The sequence below is a fragment of the Vibrio sp. 10N.261.55.A7 genome (assembly GCF_002877365.1).
Lineage (GTDB): Bacteria > Pseudomonadota > Gammaproteobacteria > Enterobacterales > Vibrionaceae > Vibrio.
Genome location: NZ_MCWZ01000090.1, coordinates 1 through 21,247 on the forward strand (window position 1 = coordinate 1; position 21,247 = coordinate 21,247).

The 21,247-nt window shown below is 43.2% G+C and carries 18 protein-coding genes and 1 pseudogene; 7 read left to right on the top strand and 12 right to left on the bottom strand.

Features of this window, described 5'->3' with window-relative positions:
- From BCU12_RS06765 to BCU12_RS06785, 5 genes and pseudogenes are all read right to left on the bottom strand, one after another.
- Nucleotides 1-483: pseudogene (locus BCU12_RS06765) on the bottom strand (hypothetical protein); the annotation flags it as partial.
- A gap of 158 nt (nucleotides 484-641) precedes the next feature.
- Nucleotides 642-1,568, bottom strand: a complete 927-nt coding sequence (locus BCU12_RS06770) for a LysR family transcriptional regulator (RefSeq protein WP_102403589.1) — start codon at nucleotides 1,566-1,568, stop codon at nucleotides 642-644.
- A gap of 84 nt (nucleotides 1,569-1,652) precedes the next feature.
- Nucleotides 1,653-2,522, bottom strand: a complete 870-nt coding sequence (locus BCU12_RS06775) for a glycerol kinase (protein ID WP_102403590.1) — start codon at nucleotides 2,520-2,522, stop codon at nucleotides 1,653-1,655.
- A gap of 67 nt (nucleotides 2,523-2,589) precedes the next feature.
- Nucleotides 2,590-3,720: an HlyD family secretion protein gene (locus BCU12_RS06780; protein WP_102403591.1), complete on the bottom strand. Its 1,131-nt coding sequence runs from the start codon at nucleotides 3,718-3,720 to the stop codon at nucleotides 2,590-2,592.
- A complete protein-coding gene (locus tag BCU12_RS06785) occupies nucleotides 3,720-4,100 on the bottom strand; it encodes a DUF3302 domain-containing protein (RefSeq protein WP_102403592.1) in 381 nt (126 codons plus the stop codon). The genes BCU12_RS06780 and BCU12_RS06785 overlap by 1 nt, the downstream gene beginning before the upstream one ends.
- 198 nt (nucleotides 4,101-4,298) lie before the next feature.
- Between BCU12_RS06785 and BCU12_RS06790 the strand changes: the two genes are divergently transcribed.
- Nucleotides 4,299-5,183 (top strand): DMT family transporter, encoded by an 885-nt coding sequence (locus BCU12_RS06790; RefSeq protein ID WP_102403593.1) that lies wholly within the window; start codon nucleotides 4,299-4,301, stop codon nucleotides 5,181-5,183.
- 85 nt (nucleotides 5,184-5,268) lie between these two features.
- Here BCU12_RS06790 and BCU12_RS06795 read toward each other — a convergent pair whose 3' ends face one another.
- The 4 genes from BCU12_RS06795 to deoD form a co-directional block, all read right to left on the bottom strand.
- Complete coding sequence (locus BCU12_RS06795) at nucleotides 5,269-6,849, bottom strand: GGDEF domain-containing protein (RefSeq protein WP_102403594.1); 1,581 nt, start codon at nucleotides 6,847-6,849, stop codon at nucleotides 5,269-5,271.
- The gene (locus tag BCU12_RS06800; protein ID WP_102403595.1) at nucleotides 6,830-8,317 is read right to left on the bottom strand and encodes a hypothetical protein; all 1,488 of its coding nucleotides are present in this window, start codon (nucleotides 8,315-8,317) and stop codon (nucleotides 6,830-6,832) included. The genes BCU12_RS06795 and BCU12_RS06800 overlap by 20 nt, the downstream gene beginning before the upstream one ends.
- A gap of 179 nt (nucleotides 8,318-8,496) precedes the next feature.
- Nucleotides 8,497-9,966, bottom strand: coding sequence for a lactate dehydrogenase (locus BCU12_RS06805; protein WP_102403596.1), 1,470 nt, complete (start codon nucleotides 9,964-9,966; stop codon nucleotides 8,497-8,499).
- 62 nt (nucleotides 9,967-10,028) lie between these two features.
- A complete protein-coding gene (gene deoD / locus BCU12_RS06810; RefSeq protein WP_102403597.1) occupies nucleotides 10,029-10,739 on the bottom strand; it encodes a purine-nucleoside phosphorylase in 711 nt (236 codons plus the stop codon).
- A gap of 453 nt (nucleotides 10,740-11,192) precedes the next feature.
- Between deoD and BCU12_RS06815 the strand changes: the two genes are divergently transcribed.
- A complete protein-coding gene (locus tag BCU12_RS06815) occupies nucleotides 11,193-12,092 on the top strand; it encodes a L,D-transpeptidase family protein (RefSeq protein WP_102403598.1) in 900 nt (299 codons plus the stop codon).
- 98 nt (nucleotides 12,093-12,190) lie between these two features.
- Here the strand turns inward: BCU12_RS06815 and BCU12_RS06820 are convergent, their stop codons facing one another.
- Nucleotides 12,191-12,460 carry an Lpp/OprI family alanine-zipper lipoprotein gene (locus BCU12_RS06820; protein ID WP_102403599.1) on the bottom strand — a complete coding sequence of 90 codons (270 nt, stop codon included), beginning with the start codon at nucleotides 12,458-12,460 and terminating at the stop codon, nucleotides 12,191-12,193.
- A 729-nt stretch (nucleotides 12,461-13,189) separates the two neighbouring features.
- Between BCU12_RS06820 and BCU12_RS06825 the strand changes: the two genes are divergently transcribed.
- Nucleotides 13,190-14,521: a DEAD/DEAH box helicase gene (locus BCU12_RS06825; protein WP_102403600.1), complete on the top strand. Its 1,332-nt coding sequence runs from the start codon at nucleotides 13,190-13,192 to the stop codon at nucleotides 14,519-14,521.
- An 82-nt stretch (nucleotides 14,522-14,603) separates the two neighbouring features.
- On the opposite strand, the gene BCU12_RS06830 is transcribed toward BCU12_RS06825, so the two are convergent.
- Nucleotides 14,604-16,247 carry a methyl-accepting chemotaxis protein gene (locus BCU12_RS06830; RefSeq protein ID WP_102403601.1) on the bottom strand — a complete coding sequence of 548 codons (1,644 nt, stop codon included), beginning with the start codon at nucleotides 16,245-16,247 and terminating at the stop codon, nucleotides 14,604-14,606.
- A gap of 355 nt (nucleotides 16,248-16,602) precedes the next feature.
- On the opposite strand from BCU12_RS06830, the gene BCU12_RS06835 reads away from it, so the two are divergent.
- The 4 genes from BCU12_RS06835 (at nucleotide 16,603) to pstB (ending at nucleotide 20,231) form a co-directional block, all read left to right on the top strand.
- On the top strand, nucleotides 16,603-17,424 hold the full coding sequence (locus BCU12_RS06835) for a phosphate ABC transporter substrate-binding protein (protein ID WP_102403602.1): 822 nt from the start codon (nucleotides 16,603-16,605) through the stop codon (nucleotides 17,422-17,424).
- A gap of 100 nt (nucleotides 17,425-17,524) precedes the next feature.
- Entirely contained in the window at nucleotides 17,525-18,454 is a 930-nt protein-coding gene (pstC, locus tag BCU12_RS06840) for a phosphate ABC transporter permease subunit PstC (RefSeq protein WP_102403603.1), read from the top strand.
- Between the two features lie 35 nt (nucleotides 18,455-18,489).
- Entirely contained in the window at nucleotides 18,490-19,353 is an 864-nt protein-coding gene (gene pstA, locus BCU12_RS06845; protein WP_102403609.1) for a phosphate ABC transporter permease PstA, read from the top strand.
- 128 nt (nucleotides 19,354-19,481) lie between these two features.
- Complete coding sequence (gene pstB / locus BCU12_RS06850) at nucleotides 19,482-20,231, top strand: phosphate ABC transporter ATP-binding protein PstB (RefSeq protein WP_102403604.1); 750 nt, start codon at nucleotides 19,482-19,484, stop codon at nucleotides 20,229-20,231.
- 210 nt (nucleotides 20,232-20,441) lie between these two features.
- Here the strand turns inward: pstB and BCU12_RS06855 are convergent, their stop codons facing one another.
- Nucleotides 20,442-20,891: a fasciclin domain-containing protein gene (locus BCU12_RS06855; RefSeq protein ID WP_102403610.1), complete on the bottom strand. Its 450-nt coding sequence runs from the start codon at nucleotides 20,889-20,891 to the stop codon at nucleotides 20,442-20,444.
- Nucleotides 20,892-21,247: the final 356 nt, after the last annotated feature.

The window sequence follows — 21,247 nt, forward strand, 5'->3', positions numbered from 1 at the left end:
TTCGTAGATGATGTAACCATCGACTTCACCGTGTGTCGACACGATCCACATGTTCTCAGCCGCTTTGTCTACGCTGCGGCCGTTATCAGCTTCAGGTGAGCCAATGATTGGATTAGTTGGGTTGTTTTCTGTTTCAATTGGTTGGCTAGGATCGAGTTGAGGAAGGTTGATCCAGTCGTCAGAACTTGAGCTAGCACTAGAGCTTGATGAACCGCTAAGCAGACCCGCGGCCAAAGCAGTCGTTGTTGTTCCTACAGCGGCCCAAACACCATTACTGTCTTGCTGGTATACAGTATCTTCAATGATTGCGGTGGTATGACTTTGTGCATTCAATCGTTGAAGTGTTTTCGCGTCAATGCCTTCCATTTGAGCTGTGATAAGAGTGCGAGTGTGTAGCTCGGCTTGAGCAACATCAACTTGTTGGGCTTGGCTAAGAAAAGAAGCTGTACTTAGAATTGCTGTAGCAATAATGGTTTTTTTCATTTGAATTCTCTCATAGTGAAAGGAGCATTCCTGCGAAGTAAATGGCTTCCTGCCAATGAGAGAAAGTATATTGAGGTGCTGCTTTCACGACCAATGACTTGTAAGACACTGGCCGTTAACGAAAGGTTATTAATAAACAGGATGAAATAGGCTAATAACTACTGGTTATTACTTGGGACGATAGTTTGAATGATTTGGAGCAGCCAGTGGTGCAATGAATTGTCCGTATTACTGTTGTGGTAGTAACAATAAACCTCAGGTTTTAAGGCTGTGTTATTGAGCATTATTGGTAATTTCCGGAGCTTATCATCCTTGTTAATCTCTAGCATGCTTGAGGCTGGAAATAACATGTCGGAATTCAAGACGACATCAACAATTGCGGAAGGGAGCTCAGAACGAAAACTTATCTTGGGAATAAAGCCACTCATTTTCATGACTTTTTCTGCAAATGAGGTGTGTGAATTCCAGTCTGCTGCGATTATAGTCGCCATTTCAAAGTCAAAATGCTTATCGATATTCACCGAGTCTTTGTCATAGGGATGGTCTTCGCGAATGTAAGCTGAAAAGCTATCCGTTGTTATGAGCTCCTTTGCCAACGCTTTCGGTGCATGCCCAATTTCATAGTTGATCCCTAAATTTATCTCATCCTTGACGAGCTCTTCCATTGTACTGTTTGACCAGTTGAGTAGGTGAACTTGAACATTGGGTGCTTCGCTTCTTATCGCTTGAAATAGCTTGCTTGCGAGCGAACTCAATAAAAACGGCGCTAACGCAATTTTTATCACTCCTGTGAGTTCATTTGGATTGAATTGACTGGCTTGATTGACGGCAATCGACAATTCTTGAATCAGAGGCGATATTCTAACTGCTAGTGTATTTGCGAATTCTGTCGACTTTAGACCATGGTGGGTTTTTACGAATAGATCATCTGAGAAGTGATCGCGTAAACGCTGTAAAGCTTTACTTACTGCAGGTTGAGACACGAATAAGCGTTCTGACGCCTTACGCATGTTTTTTTCTTGGTAGAGAATAATGAACGTACGTAATAAGTTGAGATCAAGGTTCGCAAATATATCTCTAGCCATGAATACTGCCCGCCTAGTTAAAATGATGAGTGATTGTTATTTATCTTTACGTTGCTAGCTGAACTCTGCAACTTGAAAATAGTACTAATACGATTGAATACCATATTCCCTTAGGTTTTTCGGTAATATATCATCCAGTTCTTCTATATCTTCCTCCATAATCTCGATTAGATTTAAGTGGTTCTTTACATAGAGGTTTTTGACTTCAGAATTTGTCATCGTTTGATGCGCGGATCTGTCTTCCTCACAATATTGTAAATAAACATTACCAGTAGGCAGATAAAACCCGCTAATAAGAGTCTCTGCGATGGGTAACAGGCGCTGATAGGCGTGGGGAATGCCATTCATATAAAGCCAGTTATCGATTCTAAGCTCGCCAATGGTTCGTACATAATGCCCATCAAGAGTACGGTGTTTAGCTTCGAATTTTTGGCGAAAACTTGATATGGACTTATCTGTAGCTTGCCCTGATGCATCTTGACCTAAAAATTCAATGACAGACTGTTTTAAATGCTTATTCTGGAGTATGTGTGGGTGCCAAAGGACATATTGAGTTGAAGAGGATTTGTTTTCTTCCTGTACGCCACCATTGGCCGCACCTGTGATTGTGACGGTCCAATTTTTTGTGTGTTTGGATATCCACCCCAGTTCACTAAGTAATTGATTGATCTTTTTCGCGTTTAAGTCGAATTTTTTACCAATCTCTGTTGGTGAAAGGTTGTCTTGTTTTGATGCTGGTGACTCAATCAGTAGGTTATTTGGCCAAACAATATACGGACCATATTTGGGGTGTTCAAAGTACTCTCCGCCGAATTTGCTGCCAAGCTGAGTGAGCACCCACTTATCTTCAAATCGATTAATGTAGCCAGCGTCGCTCAGTTCATTGAAAAGAATTTTTGACTCGAGGCTTCGTTTTTTTGCAAGTGCTGTTGTTGAAAGTTTATTGCTGCTCAAGGTTGTACCTCAAACTGTCTATTTGGAAGGAAAAAGCGAGCATCACATGGATACTCGCTTATTAATGTTAGTGATCTAGGTAGAGGTAGTTTTGCCAACTCTTCATTCGTATCAGTACTTTCCGCATGATAGAGACATGAGTGAAACTTTCAGAGTAAACGGCGACTTCTACAGCTGTGCCCATTGGCAAATGATAATCGGTTAAATCATCAGTAATACGTAATGATACAAGCACGCGTCCATTAGTACGCAGCGCGTCTGTACCTAGCAAAGCTCCACGTGCCTGGAATTGGCCTTCTCCTATTGCAGGAAGCACCTCGACCACTTCCCCTTTAAACACTCGACCAGGTAAGGCTCTGAATAAAAACTCTGCTTGGTGCCCAGGTTGTAAACGTTGGAGTGAGTTTTGTCTAAACGCAGCCGTGTAGATTTTCTCCTCAGAGTGAACGAAAGTCATCACTGGCGCTAAAGGTAAAGGCACCGCCATCACACCCGGTCTCAAAGCCAATTGAGTCGCGTAACCATCGGTAGGGGCGGTTACGACCGTTTGTTCAAGGTTGAACTCAGCTTTTCTAAGGTCAGCCAATAAGCTTGCTACCGCTGTATTCTCACCACCTATTTCAGAGTTGAGAGAAATTTCTGCTTGCTCGACCTGAGCTTCAGCAACCTCTAGCGCAGCTTGACTGGCTTTAAACGCTTGGCGTCTGGTGTCCAGTTGTTGCTCGGTAAACGCGCCTCTATCATAGCCGCGTTGATAACGGTCATACTCACGTTGTGCCTTGTCTCTTTCTGCTATTGCCTTAAAGCGAGCTGATTGCGCTTCAGATACGCCAGATTCAAGACCAAGAGCACCTTGGCTCGCTTCTTTAACCTTGGCTCGTAACTTTGCTACCTCAGCTTCAAACGGAATAGGGTCAATTTTAAATAAAATGTCACCCTGTTTTAATGGCTGATTTGGTACGACCGGAACCTCAATGACTCGCCCACGAACACCAGAAACAACAGGAGTGGTGGAGTAAACTTGGTTACCGATTTGCGTGAATGGGTGATTGTAGTTCATCAGCAAGATCAGTGTACCAATAAGTACGACACCACCAAGAACGGCTGTTGGTACTGTCCATTTGTTGAGCGGAATCTTGAAGATTTTAAAAATGGCAATACAGAAAGCGGCGTAAGTAAGAATTAATAGTAAGTCCATTATTGTTCCTCCCCACTTTTATTCTTGTTTCCAACGGGTGAATCTTGATTGACCTTCAGTGTCGCTACTTCATTTTTGAGCTGCTCCACTTGGTCGATTAATTGATCGACCCGGTGATGGATATCATGTTGTTCAGCTTCAAGCTTGCTAAAACCCCAACCACGTTCTTTACGCCATAATGTCGCCCAAATCCAAAGGAATGGCCAGATTGCGTGCAAGGTAAATAGGCTTACCCAGCCAGCATAATGAATGGCATCTTGATGAGGATGTTCGCGTTCTTTCGCAATTTCATAGGGGATGTCGTGAATCACAATGATTCCGTAAAAAATAACAAGGGCGACGAAGATGAGTAGGCCGAGGGCAAAATAATCGAGAAACATAAATACTTCCTTGTGTCTAAAATGCTAACGTATGCAACGAGTTAATGCACAATGTAAAAGATATGTAATTACCTCTTAAATGTATAGGGAAATGTTAGTACTCTGGGGGTGTAGAACGTGAATTTTTATTTATGTCGCGAATGACCCCTTGTTTTTTGGCGAAAAAGCCCTGTACTCGCTACCAGGATGGAGTTGCGGATGTTTTATGGTGAAATTGCTGCTTTGTTTGCGGCTATTGTTTGGGCTGTTGCTACTTGGATATACAGTCGTTTTAGTCATCAGTTCACGGCGATGCAACTCAATATAGTAAAAGGGGTAATCGCATCGGTGATGATGCTGTTGGTTATGCCCTTCATTCCAGTTCCTGAATTTACATTAACACCGGAATACGTCGCGATTCTCGCCGTGTCAGGAGTCATTGGCATTGCGATTGGTGATTCAGCCTATTTTGCTTCACTTAAACGAATTGGCGCTAACAAAACGTTACTTCTAGAGTCTCTCGCCCCGCCATTGTCTGGTGTTTTAGCTTTGGTCTTTCTAGGAACCGCTATTTCAATTCAGGCCTGGCTAGGTGTGGTTGTTACTACGTTAGCGGTGGCGTCAGTGGTGTTTCAGCCTACCAGTGATGAGACAAATATGTCGTACTCTGGTGTAGGGTTTGGGTTGTTAGCCAGTGTGTGTCAGGCCAGTGGCGTTGTCATTTCTCATTACGCTTTAGTCGCCGGCGATCTACCACCGCTATTGGGTGCGTTAATACGTCTTTCAGTGGGTGTTTTAGCGGTAGTCTTGATCATTTTTTGGCTTGAAGATAAACCGCTTAAACAGATTAAAATGAATTTGTTCTCGATGGGTAATCGAGCTTTTCTTTGGCTCTTTAGTGCCATTTTTGTTGGGACATTTCTAGCGTTATGGCTACAGCAAATAGCCTTGAAGCATGCAAACCCTGCTATTGCCCAAACGTTAATAGCGACGAGCCCAATTTTTATTCTTGTTATCTACGCGGTTAAAAAAGAGGCGATTAGCAAGCAAAGTGTGATAGGTACGCTCTTTGCTGTGGCGGGAATCTCTTTGTTTTTTCTATAGCGATTGAATACATGCCAGAGCGGATTTTGTTCGTCTTTGGCATGTATAGATTTGATACATAAGGTTTATTGAGGGACGTTGTTATCTACTCTGTGCAAACCTGGTTCCGACCATTTGCTTTTGCACGGTAAAGTGCTTTATCTGCTCTGTAGAAGGTTCGCTGAGTGTTCTCTCCTTCACGATGAAGAGTAATACCCACGCTGACGGTGAGGCCACGCTCACCCAGAATATCATGCCAGCCAAATTGGAAAATGCGCTCACGGTAGTTTTCTGCATGCATCTCTGCTTGTTCCAGATTCGCTTTTTCCAAAATCACTAGGAACTCTTCTCCACCAAATCGGACGCAAGACGCGCCTCGAAAGCGGAAGTAAGCGGCGAGTTCGTGTGACACATTCACTATCGCTTTATCACCGACCAAATGGCTCAGTTCGTCGTTGATGGACTTGAAGTGATCGATATCGACGACCATAAGCGCGAATGGCGTTTCATGAAGCAGAAGGTCTTTCAGTTTCACATCCAACCATCGACGATTATGAAGTGATGTTAGTGGGTCCGTGAATACATCTTGCTGAAGCTTTTTCACCGTATTTTTCTGATTTTCTGTCGTTTCTTTGAGTTCACGGTTTTCAATTTCAGATAAAATCAGTTTGAGCTGTAACTCGAAGCGAGAAAGTCGTCGTAATTGGCTCGCACCAAGTTCGGTGATCGGGATGTTTTTCATCAAATCCGATTCAATACGATATCCCATTTTTTGATATTTCAATGCAAGCTGGAAATCCCCTTGAATCTCACAGATATCACTCAATGTGTCATACAATCGCTTGGACAAAATAGGCGTAGAATTGAGTTTAATGCGTTTATTGGCATTATGTAGAATGAGAGCGGCGAGTTGTGTTTTACCTATGTCACCCAAACAGTACGCCAGTTCCAATCTCACCATACTTGAAAGCCAGGAAGAGCTAATGTTTCCAGAACTGTACTGAACATTCGAAATCGAGAGGAGCGCTTCGTGGCTGTTGCCTTGTTGTCGGTGCAATTTAGCTTGATAGAGGTGAATCTGGCCGGCAAGAATTTTATTGCTCACGAGAATGCTCAACTCTTCACACTCTCTGATTAAATCGTTGGCTGCAGCCAATCGACCAAGCTCGATAAAACAAGACAGCATATAGAGTTTGTATCTTAATCGGAGAGAACGGCTTGATATCGCGTGGTCAATGCCATCAATTTTCTGGTAGTAACGCAGTGCACGGCTGTGATCGCCATAAGCATCACAAAGATTACCCATGCCGAGAATCGAAAGTGCATACTCATCGATGAATCCATGTTCTACTGCGATGGCAGACGATGTTGTGTATTCTGCCAAGGCTGCGGAATAATCGCCACTGTCGACAAGATGTTCGCTTAGACTATTTTTAACCGCTAAGATTGCCTGAGCATCGTTAGGCAGACGAAGATGTTCGAGTGCAAGCCTCAACTCGTCAATACACGCTTGAACTTGATGTAGCTCAGAGCGATATTCGGCGCTAATAATATAGGTTTGGGCACGCTCTTCGTTAGTCGTTGCTATGTGAGACCGAACGTGGTTCCAGAAAATGATGGCTTCTTCACCAGTCACTGAAGATGCATCAAGCCCAGAGTCGGAAATCTTATTTAGTAATACTTCCATTTTCTTCCTCTTGAGCTTGGCTTTCTTCTAATTGTTCCAATGTAAACGGAAAAGTGAGAATGTCTTGCAGCATGACTTTAGGTAAATGGCTCTTTAAGCCTTTGCGCTTCCATGGATAAATTTCAATCATTTTCGCTAAAATCTTGAATACCTCTTTCGCTATATCGTCTTTATCACTGAGAAGAAGAGCGATGCGATTACTACTCAGGCGGGATAGTAGATCTCGATGATTACAGAGAGAGTGAGCGAGTTGGGTACAGATATCGAGATAAGCGGGATCATTATGTTGGACAATGATAATGGCATGGTTAGAACGTTTTAGTTCCGTTTTGAACAGAACCAGCTGCTCCCACCAATATGTCTCAGACACCATGTTTGTTAGGTGTTTTTCGGGGTCAAATTCATGCTGACCTCGGATTCGATTGATCAGCTTTCTCGCGCGTTGTTCCAATTGCCGTTTAGAGGTTCTGGCTTTGTCCATGCTTACTCTAGCCGTCTGCTCGCGAAGCATATCGAGTGAGTGTTTACGATATTTCTTAAAGGCGATGAATGCTTGCTCATGATCTTTGCGCTGTTCTGCAACGAGCGATTGTTGGAAACAGATCTGGGAAAGTAGTTCTCCATTATCAAATTTCGTGGCTGACGCCTCGGCTTCGATGAGAAGTTTTGTTGCTTTGTCTGGTTGGTTTCGAAGCAGCTCTAGGCGCGCTCGGCTAATGTATGAATGCGCCTTCATCCATACTAGATCGTTTTGGACGGCAAGATCATGAGCCTTATTTGTGGCGATTTCAGCGTCATCTAAGCGTTCAAGCCCAAGCAGTGCTAACCCTCGGAAATCCCAAACTTCTGCATTCCAAGTTTTATCATAATGATTCTTTAATACTTCTTCCGCGCCATCGAGAACGGTGAGCATTTCAATAAAGTTGTTAAGAAGATAAAGATCCCAGGCAAGAAGTATGCGAGCTTTTCCCTCCAGCCAGTCGATTCTCATATTATTGGCGACTTTAACGGCAAGATCGTGGGTAGAGCAGGCCAGTTTATATTCATTCGTGATACGCCACACGTTACCAAGCCCAATGAGACACTCAATTTGTATCTCGACTTCTTCAACTAACGAGGCTTGTTCGAGAGCGTTAATCCAGTATTGTTGCGCCGAGTAATATTTTGCTTGCCCCCAGAATTGGAGAGCATGAATGTGAAGGATTTCTGGGAGAAATTCATCGGTATCGAGGGCGTTTTGACAAGAGAATGCTTCTTTAATGGATTTGAGCCCTCGACGGTAATCCATTAAGCACCATGAACAACGTGACATGATGATCAAGCTTTGAATGATGCCTTCCTGGAATTGAGTCTGTGTAGCGCGAATGTGACACTGCTCAGCTGCGACCAGAACCTTTTCTGGCTCGGATTCTACCCGAGCTTTGAGTTGCTCGATTTCAACTTCTAGAAGGTGCTGAGTTTTATCCAAATTTAATCTATCCCTAAATCAGTTTGAGGCTGTATCCTTTAGTAAGAATTATAATATCCCTTAGTAATTTAGCACTAACTAACTTACACAAGTATATACTACCTCACTATTATAAAACGAAAACTACGGTGTAGTTCACTTGTTCTATAGAAAAACTGCGTATATAGGATGCTGATAGCTTATGAGAGCAAATCTCGCAATGTTAGGGGGTATTCTGTTAACCCCAAATTTTGCGCCGCGGTTTTTCCTTGTTTATCTTGGTAGCATAAATTATGCCATGCTCTGAAAATATCGAGCATAGGAAGAATACCGCCAGGGCGTAACTTTCGGCGAGGTTCATTAATAAATTCGGCAAACAGCAATTGAAAGCGTTGCTGATAGAATCGCGTATGTTCAAGAGAAGCTGTTTTTAACCAATGAGTTGGGTCGCTTTTATCACCCGCAAGATAACAGACGCCTTTCGAGGCATTTGTCTGATTAGAAATTGCCCATCTGTCTCTCCACCATCCCATATGTACAATGTCAACTTTCTGAAAAGGCTCTCCATTTTGCCAGTTGGTATCTTCCTCTACGTACATTAAGTCAACATTTTGACTGGCTATTCGAGGTACGCTCACGCTCAGCGCTGCCGATCGTAGAAGAGGGTCTTGCGGCATGAAAAGGCTGATTCGTTTGTTGTCATCACACAGCTCCAAAATGTGCAAATAATGCGCATAAGAAGTGTACGGAGGACGGATCAACGCCCCTTTTGATGGGTAGTTAAAGTGCGTGAGGTTCCCCATAGGATCCTCAACGTTGCCCCTTGCCAGAATAGTTTGATATTTCTGATCAATTCGGCCGCGTAATGAGTGGTCATTAACCGACTCTACCTTACTCGCTTCGGAAGTATGTTGCTTAGACACAAAACGTGCAGGTAGCTCATATGGGTTGTGATCAACAGAGCCAACAGGCTGCTCATCAAATGAGTAATTTACGTGCTGGCATAGAATGTACCCAGTATTGGCTTCACCAGTCGCAATCCAGAATACGCCATTGTTACTGTTGAGCTGAAGCGTCACATAGTCAGAAGCAAGCTGATAGCTCTCTCTATGCTTCATCCACCGAGCATCAATCATTGCCAATTTTCTACGACATCGGCTTGCTATATGTTCGACGTGGTCATAAAAGGTTTTTGGATTGATATTGAGCTTTCTGCAGATTTCTCTTACTGAGTAACTCATAAAGAGCAAACCGAGTAAATTTTCTTGGAAGGTGAGGTTCTTGTTGCTTCCAGACCACTTGTCGACGAATGTTGACTGGCAAGCTTTACAACGATATCGCTGACGATCGCCACTGTAACCAAATGCGTGATAAAGGTTTTTGTGCGTATGCACCGAGAGATCAAAACTCTCACAGTCGGAGGTTTTACAAGCCGGCAAGCCTTCATTGTGAAGGTGTTGCAAGCGCTGAAGCTCGTTCAGAACTTCTTGGTTATTAAGTAAGGGGGGGAAAGCGCCACATTCACGGCATACCATCGCTGGTCGTTTAGGGTTCGTATGTTGCAGTACATAACGTTCTGCATTGCTCAATCCAAAGTTGTCACACGCCAATGTTTTACAAAAGTTGAGTTGTAACCCTGCAGCTTCCTTTGGTAGCTTGCCGTCAGACACGATCTCCCCCTCGAGAAATGAACGGCTATAAATGATTATCTATAGCCGAGAATTGATAGAACTTAGATGTTGATTGCTGTTTCTAGTGCAACTTTCATCATGTCATTAAATGACTTTTGACGGTCTTCCGAGCTTAGTTTTTCACCGCGAATGATGTGGTCCGAGACTGTTAGGATAGTCAGTGCTTTAGCACCAAGATCTGCAGCAACGCCGTAGATACCTGCTGCTTCCATATCCACACCTAGGATGCCTAGTTTTTCCATCTTTTCGAAAAGATCAGCTTCAGGGGTGTAAAAAAGGTCAGCAGAGAATACGTTACCAACTTTTACTGGAACGTCTTGAATACGCGCTTGCTTTACTGACTCTTCTAGAAGTCCAAAGTCTGCAATAGCGGCAAAGTCATGGTTGTTAAAGCGAATGCGGTTTACTTTTGAATCAGTAGACGCACCCATACCAATAACAACGTCCATTAGTTTTACGTCATCACGCACGGCGCCACAGCTGCCCACACGAATAACGTTTTTAACACCGTATTCTGCAATAAGCTCGTGAACATAAATACAGCAAGAAGGGATACCCATACCGTGCCCCATAACCGAGACTTTTTTACCTTGGTATGTACCGGTGTAGCCAAACATATTACGTACATCACAAACTTGCTTAACATCATCCAAAAATGTCTCTGCAATGTATTTAGCACGCAAAGGGTCACCTGGCATTAAAACTGTTTCTGCGAAATCACCAGGTTGAGCATTAATATGAGGGGTAGCCATTGTTCATTCTCCAAGTTATCAGCGGTATTGTGGGTTGATGTACCCTTAATTACCAATTTTGTTGAATCGGTCTGATTCTGTTGAAGCAATTCTAGCGAGTAAATATGGGGTTCCTTGAGAGATTTGTCACAGAATTGCTTTAATTGAAGTACAATCAAAGTGTTGATAACCAAATCTGTTGAAATTGGTAAGGCAATCGTTTTGATGAATGCCATTAATCGTAGAAATAGAGAAAAAGAATGTATTTGAGGTGTCTAGATAGAGTAAATAGAGCTAATTTCTATGTTTATTGCTTACGAAATATGACATTGAAATCCAAGACTGTAATGTGTGCTGATTATCCATCAGGCGCAGCTGAATTCATGAAGGCTAAGCCAAAGGAGATTCTGCCGCCTAAATAGGGTAGTCTAGAATTAATAATTCGTTGAAAACAATGATTTTAAGGATTGGGACATGTTCTACCGTTTACTGGCGCTATGTTGTGTGAGTGCGTCTGCCTTTTCTGCTACTTATGACATGCCAATTGAAGGAAGTAGCATTGTGGGTCGAACACAATACCATTCTATAAAGGAAGGTGAGAGTCTCGCGAACATTGCTAAGCAATATGATGTAGGTTTTCTTTCGCTCATGGCTGCTAACAAAGGCGTCGATCCTTTTCTTCCTCAAGTTGATCATGTCTTGACCATTCCATCTAAAGTTATTCTGCCTCAGGTTGATCATGAGGGGATCGTTATCAATCTTGCAGAGTTACGTCTCTACTATTTTGAGCCAAACACCGAGCTTGTGCATATTTTCCCTGTCGGTATTGGAAAGATTGGCCGTGATACCCCTGAGATGCAAACGCGTATTAGCCAAGTGAGAGCGAATCCAACTTGGACACCACCAATGTCTATAAGAAAAGAGTACCTAGCGAAAGGAATTGAATTGCCTAAAGTCGTGCCATCGGGCCCAGATAACCCACTTGGGGATTACGCATTGCGTCTTGCTTATGGTGTCGGGGATTACCTCATCCATGGAACAAATAAAGACTTTGGAATCGGTCTAAGAGTGAGTTCTGGCTGTATTCGAATGGAACCGAAAGACATAGAGTGGCTTTATAATCAGGTAAAGGTTGGTGTTCCTGTTCGAATTATTGATGAACCGGTCAAAGTTGCTCTGGAGCCAGATAGAAGTGTTTTCCTCGAAGTCCATGAACCGTTAACGCGAAGTGATGGAAGTAAGAAGAATCTGTCGATTCCTCAAGAATTGAGTTGGTGGTTAGACGAATTCAAAATTGCAGACAGCAAGGCAAGGGCTGCCGTGTTAGCTCAGAATGGTGTACCGATTGAAGTGGTTGCCGGTGAAGTCGAGTGAATACCCAAGTCAGGTATTATAGGAATCGGTAACATTTAAAACAAAAGGGCCAGTCGCAATGACTGGCCCTTCACATTTAAATCTATGTATCTAATGGATTACTTAGTGTAAGACTGAGCAATGTTATCGATACGCTCGTTTGCACGATCAGCTTCTTCTTGAGCTGACATTACTGAGCTTTTCGCTTTCATAGCTTCAGATTTTAGCATTTCATGTTCACTTTTCAGAGCAGAAACATCTTGCTGAAGTTGGCTCACTTGGTCATTCAGGCCTTCCATTTTTGCCATTGTTTCTTCGTCTGGACCTGATGCACAACCAGCAAGTAGAAGTACTGAAGACGCTGCAGCTGCGATTAACATCTTGTTCATATTTGAGTTCCTTTAATTATCAGTATCAATGAATCGCCCTATATATTTATTGAACAATATAGTGACGAAGTAAATTGTAGTAACAATTTAGCAGATCTCCTAGTTCTTAAACGTCAAAAAAATCCAAGAATTTAGGCAATTAGAGTAAAAAAGTAGATTAATCTCACAATTAAGAGACTTTTTTTATTCGGCATCTTCACCCTATTGTTAAGACGACAACGGTAACAAGGATTACACCGATGCTCATACACAGGACTAATCTATCGGATTGAATTCGTTTGCCACTATAGAAACAGGAAGAGCCTTGAAGCGAATGCAAAGGCAGTGACGTGACCAGTGCTGCCTGATTCTTTAGTGATTGTTTTTGTTTGAATTTAATGTTCTTTAAAGTTTCTGAACGTTTTGTGATCCGGTACAAGTTATGAAGAGCACCCGTTCGAGTGATGCGAATCAATGAATAATCATACGGTGTTTTATTGGAGGCTCGGTCCGACATCGTTGTTTCCACAATAGAGAGTGAACTGACGAAATAGACCAAGTAAACGCGCCCAACATTTCAGGCTATGTTGAAGAGCATGAAAAAATGTACGGAGCGTGAATAATTTTGTGTGATCTCTATCTATGTAGCACTAAAACGCGGTATTATGTCGCGTTTTTGTTTTCCCTTGTGTTTCGAGCATTCGCCATTAACACTCTAAGGGAGTTTATTGTTATCAACTGGAGAGTCCTTTGCACTTTAAAGATTTAGGCTTAGACAATCGTTTATTAAAAAACCTTAGCCACTATGATTTTAGAAAAGCGACCGAGATTCAACAGCAAGCCATTCCTGTGGCTATTGCTGGTAAGGATCTTTTGGCGTCGTCAAAAACGGGTTCAGGTAAAACACTAGCGTTTGTATTGCCAATGCTGCACAAATCACTAAAGAGCAAAGCATTTTCAGCAAGAGATCCGCGTGGCCTTATTCTTGCCCCAACTCGTGAACTTGCTAAACAAGTGTATGGCGAGCTAAAAACTATGCTCGGTGGGCTTTCTTACGAAGCGACGCTGATCTTAGGCGGTGAAAACTTTAACGATCAAGTCAATGCGTTGCGCCGTTATCCTCGCTTTATCGTTGCAACTCCAGGACGCTTGGCCGATCACCTAGAGCATCGTTCATTGATATTAGATGGTTTGGATACCCTTGTTCTCGATGAAGCAGACCGCATGCTGGATCTTGGTTTTGCACCAGAGTTGCGAAAAATTCATAACGCAGCGAAACACCGTAAGCGCCAGACACTGATGTTTTCAGCCACTCTTGAACACACTGATGTTAATGAGATAGCGGCTGAAATGTTGGACACGCCAAAGCGCATCTCGGTTGGTGTTTCTAACCAAGAACATAAAGACATTACTCAGAAGTTCTATCTGTGTGACCACCTTGATCATAAAGAAGCCATTTTAGAGCGTGCGCTAGAAGAGGCGGAATATCGCCAGGTCATTATCTTTACGGCAACTCGTGTGGATACAGAGCGCTTAACGGCCAAGCTTAATGAACAGAAGCTCAAAGCGGTAGCACTAAGTGGCAGTCTTACTCAGCCGCAACGTAACACCATCATGAGTCAATTTGAGCGTGCGGTATTCAAAATTCTTGTCACTACCGATGTCGCATCACGTGGTTTGGATATTGCTAATGTCACCCATGTGATCAACTTTGATATGCCTAAGCATACTGAAGAATATGTTCACCGCGTAGGACGCACGGGACGAGCTGGCAGTAAAGGCGATGCTATTTCCTTAGTTGGTCCGAAAGATTGGGATAGTTTCAAACGCGTCGAAACTTACCTTCAGCAAGACTTGAGCTTTTCTATTTTTGAAGGGTTGAAAGGAAAATTCAAAGGGTTACGACCACCGAAGAAAGATTATCGTGGTGGGAAAAAAGTGGCTCAGAAAGGCCGCCCTCAAGCGAAGAAAACACCGAAGAAGCCGATTAAAAGGGATAAGAGCTTCCATAACAATGTCGCTGTGGGTGACAGCGTATTTATCCCGAAAAAGAAAGTCGCTCCTAAAGTGGATGATGAGTAGATAATACATCGAATAAAAAACCGCCAGCTGGCGGTTTTTTATTGAGATAATGTAATGATTCTAACAATAGTCAGAATAGAAATTAGATTTTGAAGTAACCCAGCTGCTGTTTCTGTTTCTCTGCCAGTTCCGAGAGCTCTTGGCTCGCCGCAGCCGATTGAGTAATCCCTATGACATTCTGGCTCACCAACTCGTAAATGTTCCCTAGATTGGTGTTGATATCTGAGGTGACCTGACCTTGCTCTTCTGATGATACGGCTACCTGAGAATTAATCGTCGTGAGCTTAGAGATCGAGTCGCAAATCTCACTGAGCGCAGCACTGACTTTTCCTGATAGCAATTGATTATCTTGCAGCATGGCGAGACTTGAGTTCATGCTCATGTTGGCGCGGCCTGATTGAGATTGGAGGTCTTCAATGATTGCTTGGATCTCTTTCGTCGATTCTTGTGTTCTGGCAGCAAGCATACGCACTTCGTCTGCTACCACGGCGAAGCCACGTCCGCTTTCACCTGCTCTAGCCGCTTCTATTGCAGCGTTGAGCGCTAAAAGGTTGGTTTGTTCAGAGATACTTTCAATCACTTCTATAACCTTACCAATTTGTTCAGACTGATCTTGAAGTAAGTTCACGACTTGAGCGGCATCACTTAATTGATCCGCCATCTTGGCATTGGCTCTGTTACTTTGTTCAAACATTTCTAAGCTGTTGACGGCAAGAGTATTGGCTTGATTAGAGGCGCTGTCAGCGACGTTCGCGTTCGTTGCAACATCTTTCGAAGTGCTTTCAAGCTGGTTAATTGCAGAGGCCACTTGTTCGACTTCTGCTTTCTCTTGGTCTGAGTTGGTTGTTGATTGCACCATGACTGCGGCTAGTTCTGTAGAAGCGGCCGCGACATCAACGCTAATGCGGACCAGTGAATCAACGGTTCCATGCAGTTGAGAAACGGTGGAGTTGACATCTTTCGCTAATGCCGTGATTTCGTTGTTGCCCTCTTCTTTGGCTCTCACCAGAAGGTTTCCACTGGCGACCTCTTTCATTGTGCCTTGTAGCTCAAGTATCGGTTTAACGATGACACTGGCGAGTATCCAGCAGCTTAGACAGCAAAGAACAACCAAAACACAAAACGAAATGAGGGCATTGTTAAGTACATTGTCATGGACCTGAGCGTTATGGCTAACGTTTTCAAGGGAAAGCTCGTTGAGTTGGTCAGACAAGGCTTGAATCGCGCTGACCATTTGTTTTCCGAAGTCTCGGTATTCGTCTGCAGCGATCTGGTAGTTACGCTCAAAGTTTACCGGTAAAGCTGAGCTTTCATGCTTGCGGTTCAGCAGTGGGATCATCACATGAATAGAGTGATTAATGTAGTCATCCATGGCACGGTTCATGGCACGAACCTCATTATCCATGCCTTCTACTTTTTGTAACGACGCGAGCAGAGCTTGGTTCAATTCTCTTTTTTGCTTTAAGACGCTTGCGAGTATGCGTACTTCTTCGGGCTTGAACAGGCTGTATATCGCGCTTATACGCATAGCATAGGTGTTGTCGATAATGCTCGTTAGCTCGTCCTTGTGCAGTATCAGCTCCTCTGTTGATAGAGATACCTTATTGAAGGCCTCTTTTAGGTTTATGGTGCTGTACACAAACCCCGATAGTAGAAGAAGCATGGTTAAAATGACCGGTACTACTACTTGTAGCTTGATAGATAAGCCATTAAGTAACTGGCGCATTGAGATCCTCTCGATGTTTTAATGCAAACTGTTCTCATTTGCATGAATGGGTCATAGATTGTAATAATCTGGATCAATAGGTCAATGATAAGTTTGACCAAATACAGAAATTTTGCGAGGAGATGATATGCAACAAAAAACACTAATATTCATATGGTTAGATATAAATTGGGCCTAGGGTTGTCGAAAAAATGCCAATCGTTGGAAGAGTAATCGAGATCTGGTTGAAATTGCATCAAAGTCACATTTGTCATAGAGGCTTAAATTAACTGAAACACAACTGTCATATAAGGCGCCTAAAGTGAGCATCGTTCAGTAAAACACAACGGCAATAACGCCACTTAAGGAAAATGTGATGAAAAAGACAGTTATTGGTGCAGTAGCACTACTAGGCGCAATGGCAGTGACTTCAGTTTCTGCAAAAGAAACTATCTCTGTAGTTGGTTCTAACAGTGCTTCTCCACTGGTTGAAGTTTTTGCAGAAACATACATGAATGCCGGTGAGCAAGTGTTCATCGAAATTCAAGCTCCGGGTTCTTCAGCGGGTGTTCGCGCTGCTAAGAACGGAAGCGCAGATCTTGGTATCTCTTCTCGTAATCTAAAAGCAGAAGAAAAATCAGATGATTTAAAAGAGCTAATTATTGCTCGTGACGGTATCGCAGTTGTTGTTAACCCACAAAACGAAGTTAGCGGTCTAACTGCTGCTCAAGTTGCTGCTATCTACAAAGGCGAAATCTCTAACTGGAAAGACGTTGGTGGTGCAGACAAGCCAATCGTAACCATTACTCGTGATACTGCTTCTGGTACTCGTGGTGCATTCGAAGACATCATGAAGCTTAAGAAGAAAATTGGCGATGTGAAAGTATCAGCGATTTCTCAACGTGCTCAAGTAGCTAACGGTAACGGCGCACTGAAAGTATCAGTAGCAAGCAACCCATACGCTATTGGTTACATCTCTCTAGGTACAGTTGACAGCTCTGTTCAACCACTTGCTATCGATGGCGCTGCAGCGACTGTAGATAACGTTAAAAACGGTTCTTACAAAGTTGCTCGTCCTTTCCTAGTTCTTTACAAAGCAGGTACGCCATCTGCTGAAACTCAAAAATTCCTAGACTGGATGGTTGCTGACGAAGCTCAAGCCATTGCTGACAAGAAAGGCTACATCACAGTTAACTAATATTCTTTAAAGAATTTTAATTGCTCGGCCTACTTTTTGGGCCGAGCCTATTCTATCCCTTGTCGAATTTTTTTGTTGTTTCGACAGTTGAGATTTTTTTATGACCATCGCAAATAGTGAAAAGCTTATGAACACTGACGCAACTCAAATGAGTCAATCAGGACTACGAGCCAAGAAACGTGTTGACTGGAAAGAACGTATCTTCCACGGATTATTCCTTTCAAGTGCTGTTATTGGCATCGTCTCGTTAGCCGTTATCGCTTACTTCATCGTTAAAGAAAGTATCCCAGCGTTTCAAGCTGTTGGTGTTTCAGGCATTGTTTTAGGACAGCACTGGCTACCACCAGCTTTATACGGCGTAGCAACAATGATTGTTGCTTCCATTGTTTCAACATTAGGCGCCGTTGTGGTTGGTGTGCCTATCGGTGTACTAACTGCTGTCTTTATAGCTGAAATAGCGCCAAAGCGCGTCGCCAATATCATTCGCCCAGCCGTTGAGCTGTTAGCGGGTATCCCTTCTGTGGTGTACGGCTTCTTTGGCTTGGTTATCATCGTACCTTTGATTCAAAATATCTTTGATGTTCCAGCTGGTAACACTATTTTAGCGGGTATCATCGTATTGGGGATTATGATCCTTCCCACAGTGATCACTGTTTCCGAAACGTCTATTCGAGCGGTCCCTCGCACCTATAAAGAAGGTTCACTTGCTTTAGGTGCTTCAAAAATCTTCACCATTTTCAAATTGCTTGTTCCTGCAGCACGTTCTGGAATCATGACCGGTGTGATTCTGGGTATTGGTCGTGCTCTTGGTGAAACCATGGCTATCATCATGGTTATGGGTAACGCGCCTGCAATGCCAGAAGGCATTCTTGATTCGGCTCGTACGCTAACGGCAAACATCGCGATTGAGATGTCTTACGCGAGTGGTGTTCACTCAAATGCGCTTTACGCAACAGGTGTGGTGTTACTTGTGTTCATTATGATTTTGAATGCTGCACTGCTTTACCTAAACCGTGAGAAGGCGAAATAGCTATGTCTATAGAAACTAAGTCTGAAGTAAAAAAAATGGATTACGCAAAACTGAAACGTGCTCGTCAGTCTCAAGATAACATTCTAAATGCATTCGTATGGGCAGCGGCAGCTGCGACGGTTGGGTTCTTGTTCTGGATTATCTGGTACATCCTCTCAAATGGTTTACAGCACGTAGATTGGGATTTCGTCACTGGAGACTACAGCCGTACTGGAGACTCTCAGGGTATTTTCCCAATGATTGTTTCAACGATATACATGGTGATTGCGTCCATCGCGGTTGCTGCGCCATTAGGCATCATGACGGCTATTTATCTGACTGAATACGCGAAGGTGGGCAGTAAGCTGGTGAAAATTGTCCGTTTTTGTACGGAGTCACTAGCGGGTATTCCGTCCATCATCTTTGGTCTGTTTGGTATGACGTTCTTTGTCGTCATCTTAGGTTTAGGCTTCTCGATTTTATCGGGTGCGTTGACGCTTAGTATCTTGATTCTTCCGGTTATCATCCGTACGACTGAAGAAGCATTAATGGCGGTACCGCAAACTTACAGAGAAGGTTCATACGGTCTTGGCGCGCCAAAAATTTACACCATTTGGCGTTTGATTCTGCCAAGTGCAATGCCAGGGATTCTGACGTCGGTCATTCTCAGTATTGGTCGTGTTATTGGTGAGTCGGCTCCTGTCTTCTTAACAGCAGGTATGGTGGCTCGTATTCCTGACTCATTATTGGATTCAGGGCGCACACTGACCGTTCACTTGTTTAAGCTAACAACAGAGTTGTTCACCATTGAAGAGTGGAACCAAGCTTACGGCACTGCCACTGTGCTTATTGTGGTTGTCCTTCTTATCAACATGGTAACCAAATTTATTGCCAGTCGTTTTAATACTGCAACCTACTAAGCGCGTTAGCGCGTTTTGATATCGAGAGTTAATGATACGGCTAGTTAGAGAGTTGCCCATTGTTCCAGAGAGATACTCAAAGGTGAGTACTGGAAACCGACGAATGACCAAATTTTAGAGATAATGTGATGAACAAATTTAATATTGAAAACCTAGACCTTTTTTACGGCGACAACCAAGCACTGAAATCGATCAATCTACCTATTCCACTGCGTCAAGTGACTGCATTGATTGGCCCATCAGGGTGTGGTAAATCAACGCTTCTTCGTTGTTTAAACCGTATGAATGACTTGATTGAAGGCGTGACCATCAAAGGTAAGTTGGATATGGATGGTCAAGATATCTATGGCGATATCGATGTGTCAGATCTGCGTATTCGTGTCGGTATGGTTTTCCAAAAGCCAAACCCATTCCCAATGAGCATTTATGAGAATGTTGCTTATGGTCTGCGTGCTCAGGGCATCAAGGATAAAAAACACCTTGATGAAGTGGTCGAACGTTCTTTACGCGGCGCAGCACTTTGGGACGAAGTAAAAGATCGTTTGAAAGCGCACGCGTTTGGTCTTTCTGGTGGTCAGCAGCAGCGTCTTTGTATTGCACGTACCATTGCTATGGAGCCTGATGTCATCTTGATGGATGAGCCTACGTCGGCACTTGATCCAATTGCTACGCACAAAATCGAAGAGCTAATGGAAGAGTTAAAGAAAGACTATACGATTGTTATCGTCACGCACTCTATGCAACAGGCGCGTCGTATTTCAGACAGAACGGCTTTCTTTTTAATGGGAGAGTTGGTGGAACATAATGAAACTCAAGTTATCTTCAGCGACCCTAAAGATGACCGTACTAAAGGCTACGTAAACGGCGACTTTGGTTAATTAAAAATTGCTAGGCGCTGTGTCTGTAAAAGCGTCGTTTCATTTTTATTGTCACTGCGATTGAAATCTTCTGAGGGTTAAATATTTAGCCCAATTAACGGATTATTTACTGGCATAGAATTATAACTATAAGCGATGGAAACTTTGCCCCTCAAATGAGGGGCTTTTTTATATTCGCAGAGAGATTTGTATTCGTCGAAAGAAGCCGTGTTACGGAATCAGTACGCTATCAATGACATGAATAACACCATTGCTTGCACCTACATCAGCAGCAATAACGTTGGCATTGTTGATTCTCACGTTTGAACCCATTACATCAATGGCCACATCTTTTCCTTCCACTGTTGTCGCATTGGTTAAGTTCACCACGTCACTTGCCATTACTTTTCCCGAGACCACGTGATAAGTCAGAATATCAATCAGCTTGTCTTTGTTTTCAGGCTTCAAAAGGGATTCAACGGTTCCCGCCGGAAGCTTAGCAAAGGCTTCATCTGTAGGCGCGAATACAGTAAAGGGACCATCACCTTTCAATGTATCAACCAGTCCGGCCGCTTTAACCGCTGCCACTAGAGTATTAAATGATCCATTCTCTACTGCGACATCGACGATGTCTTTCGACATCATTGAATCTTTACTCGACATATTGTCACTGTTTTTCATGCCACTTTGACTTGAGCAAGCGACAAGAGAAAAGCTCACTAGAATGAAGAGAAACGCTGATATTGTTTTGTTAAACATAATGTTAATTCCTTTTTGGTAAGCATCATTACTGTTGTGTTTAGTATCGATGTTCATTACGGAGGGAATTTAGCAATGGATCACTTTTAATTTTGACCTCATGTGTGGAAGCACAATGATCTGGGAAAAGTTTCGAGTCTAGGTATTCGAGTAGAGGTATTTGAAAACAATAAGCGAATGGGGCAGCAAACTAGCAGCATGACTTTACTATTGTACATAAAGCTAGCTGTAGCTTGTCCCCACAAAATCAGTGCGTTTTGAACTGTGGGGGGGGGGGG

Excerpts from the sequence above, each read along its gene's own strand:
- BCU12_RS06770 (WP_102403589.1), bottom strand. The coding sequence starts at position 1,568 with ATGGCTAGAGATATATTTGCGAACCTTGATCTCAACTTATTACGTACG.
- BCU12_RS06780 (WP_102403591.1), bottom strand. The coding sequence starts at position 3,720 with ATGGACTTACTATTAATTCTTACTTACGCCGCTTTCTGTATTGCCATT.
- BCU12_RS06785 (WP_102403592.1), bottom strand. The coding sequence starts at position 4,100 with ATGTTTCTCGATTATTTTGCCCTCGGCCTACTCATCTTCGTCGCCCTT.
- BCU12_RS06790 (WP_102403593.1), top strand. The coding sequence starts at position 4,299 with ATGTTTTATGGTGAAATTGCTGCTTTGTTTGCGGCTATTGTTTGGGCT.
- BCU12_RS06795 (WP_102403594.1), bottom strand. The coding sequence starts at position 6,849 with ATGGAAGTATTACTAAATAAGATTTCCGACTCTGGGCTTGATGCATCT.
- deoD (WP_102403597.1), bottom strand. The coding sequence starts at position 10,739 with ATGGCTACCCCTCATATTAATGCTCAACCTGGTGATTTCGCAGAAACA.
- BCU12_RS06815 (WP_102403598.1), top strand. The coding sequence starts at position 11,193 with ATGTTCTACCGTTTACTGGCGCTATGTTGTGTGAGTGCGTCTGCCTTT.
- BCU12_RS06820 (WP_102403599.1), bottom strand. The coding sequence starts at position 12,460 with ATGAACAAGATGTTAATCGCAGCTGCAGCGTCTTCAGTACTTCTACTT.
- BCU12_RS06830 (WP_102403601.1), bottom strand. The coding sequence starts at position 16,247 with ATGCGCCAGTTACTTAATGGCTTATCTATCAAGCTACAAGTAGTAGTA.
- BCU12_RS06835 (WP_102403602.1), top strand. The coding sequence starts at position 16,603 with ATGAAAAAGACAGTTATTGGTGCAGTAGCACTACTAGGCGCAATGGCA.
- pstC (WP_102403603.1), top strand. The coding sequence starts at position 17,525 with ATGACCATCGCAAATAGTGAAAAGCTTATGAACACTGACGCAACTCAA.
- pstA (WP_102403609.1), top strand. The coding sequence starts at position 18,490 with ATGGATTACGCAAAACTGAAACGTGCTCGTCAGTCTCAAGATAACATT.
- pstB (WP_102403604.1), top strand. The coding sequence starts at position 19,482 with ATGAACAAATTTAATATTGAAAACCTAGACCTTTTTTACGGCGACAAC.
- BCU12_RS06855 (WP_102403610.1), bottom strand. The coding sequence starts at position 20,891 with ATGAAAAACAGTGACAATATGTCGAGTAAAGATTCAATGATGTCGAAA.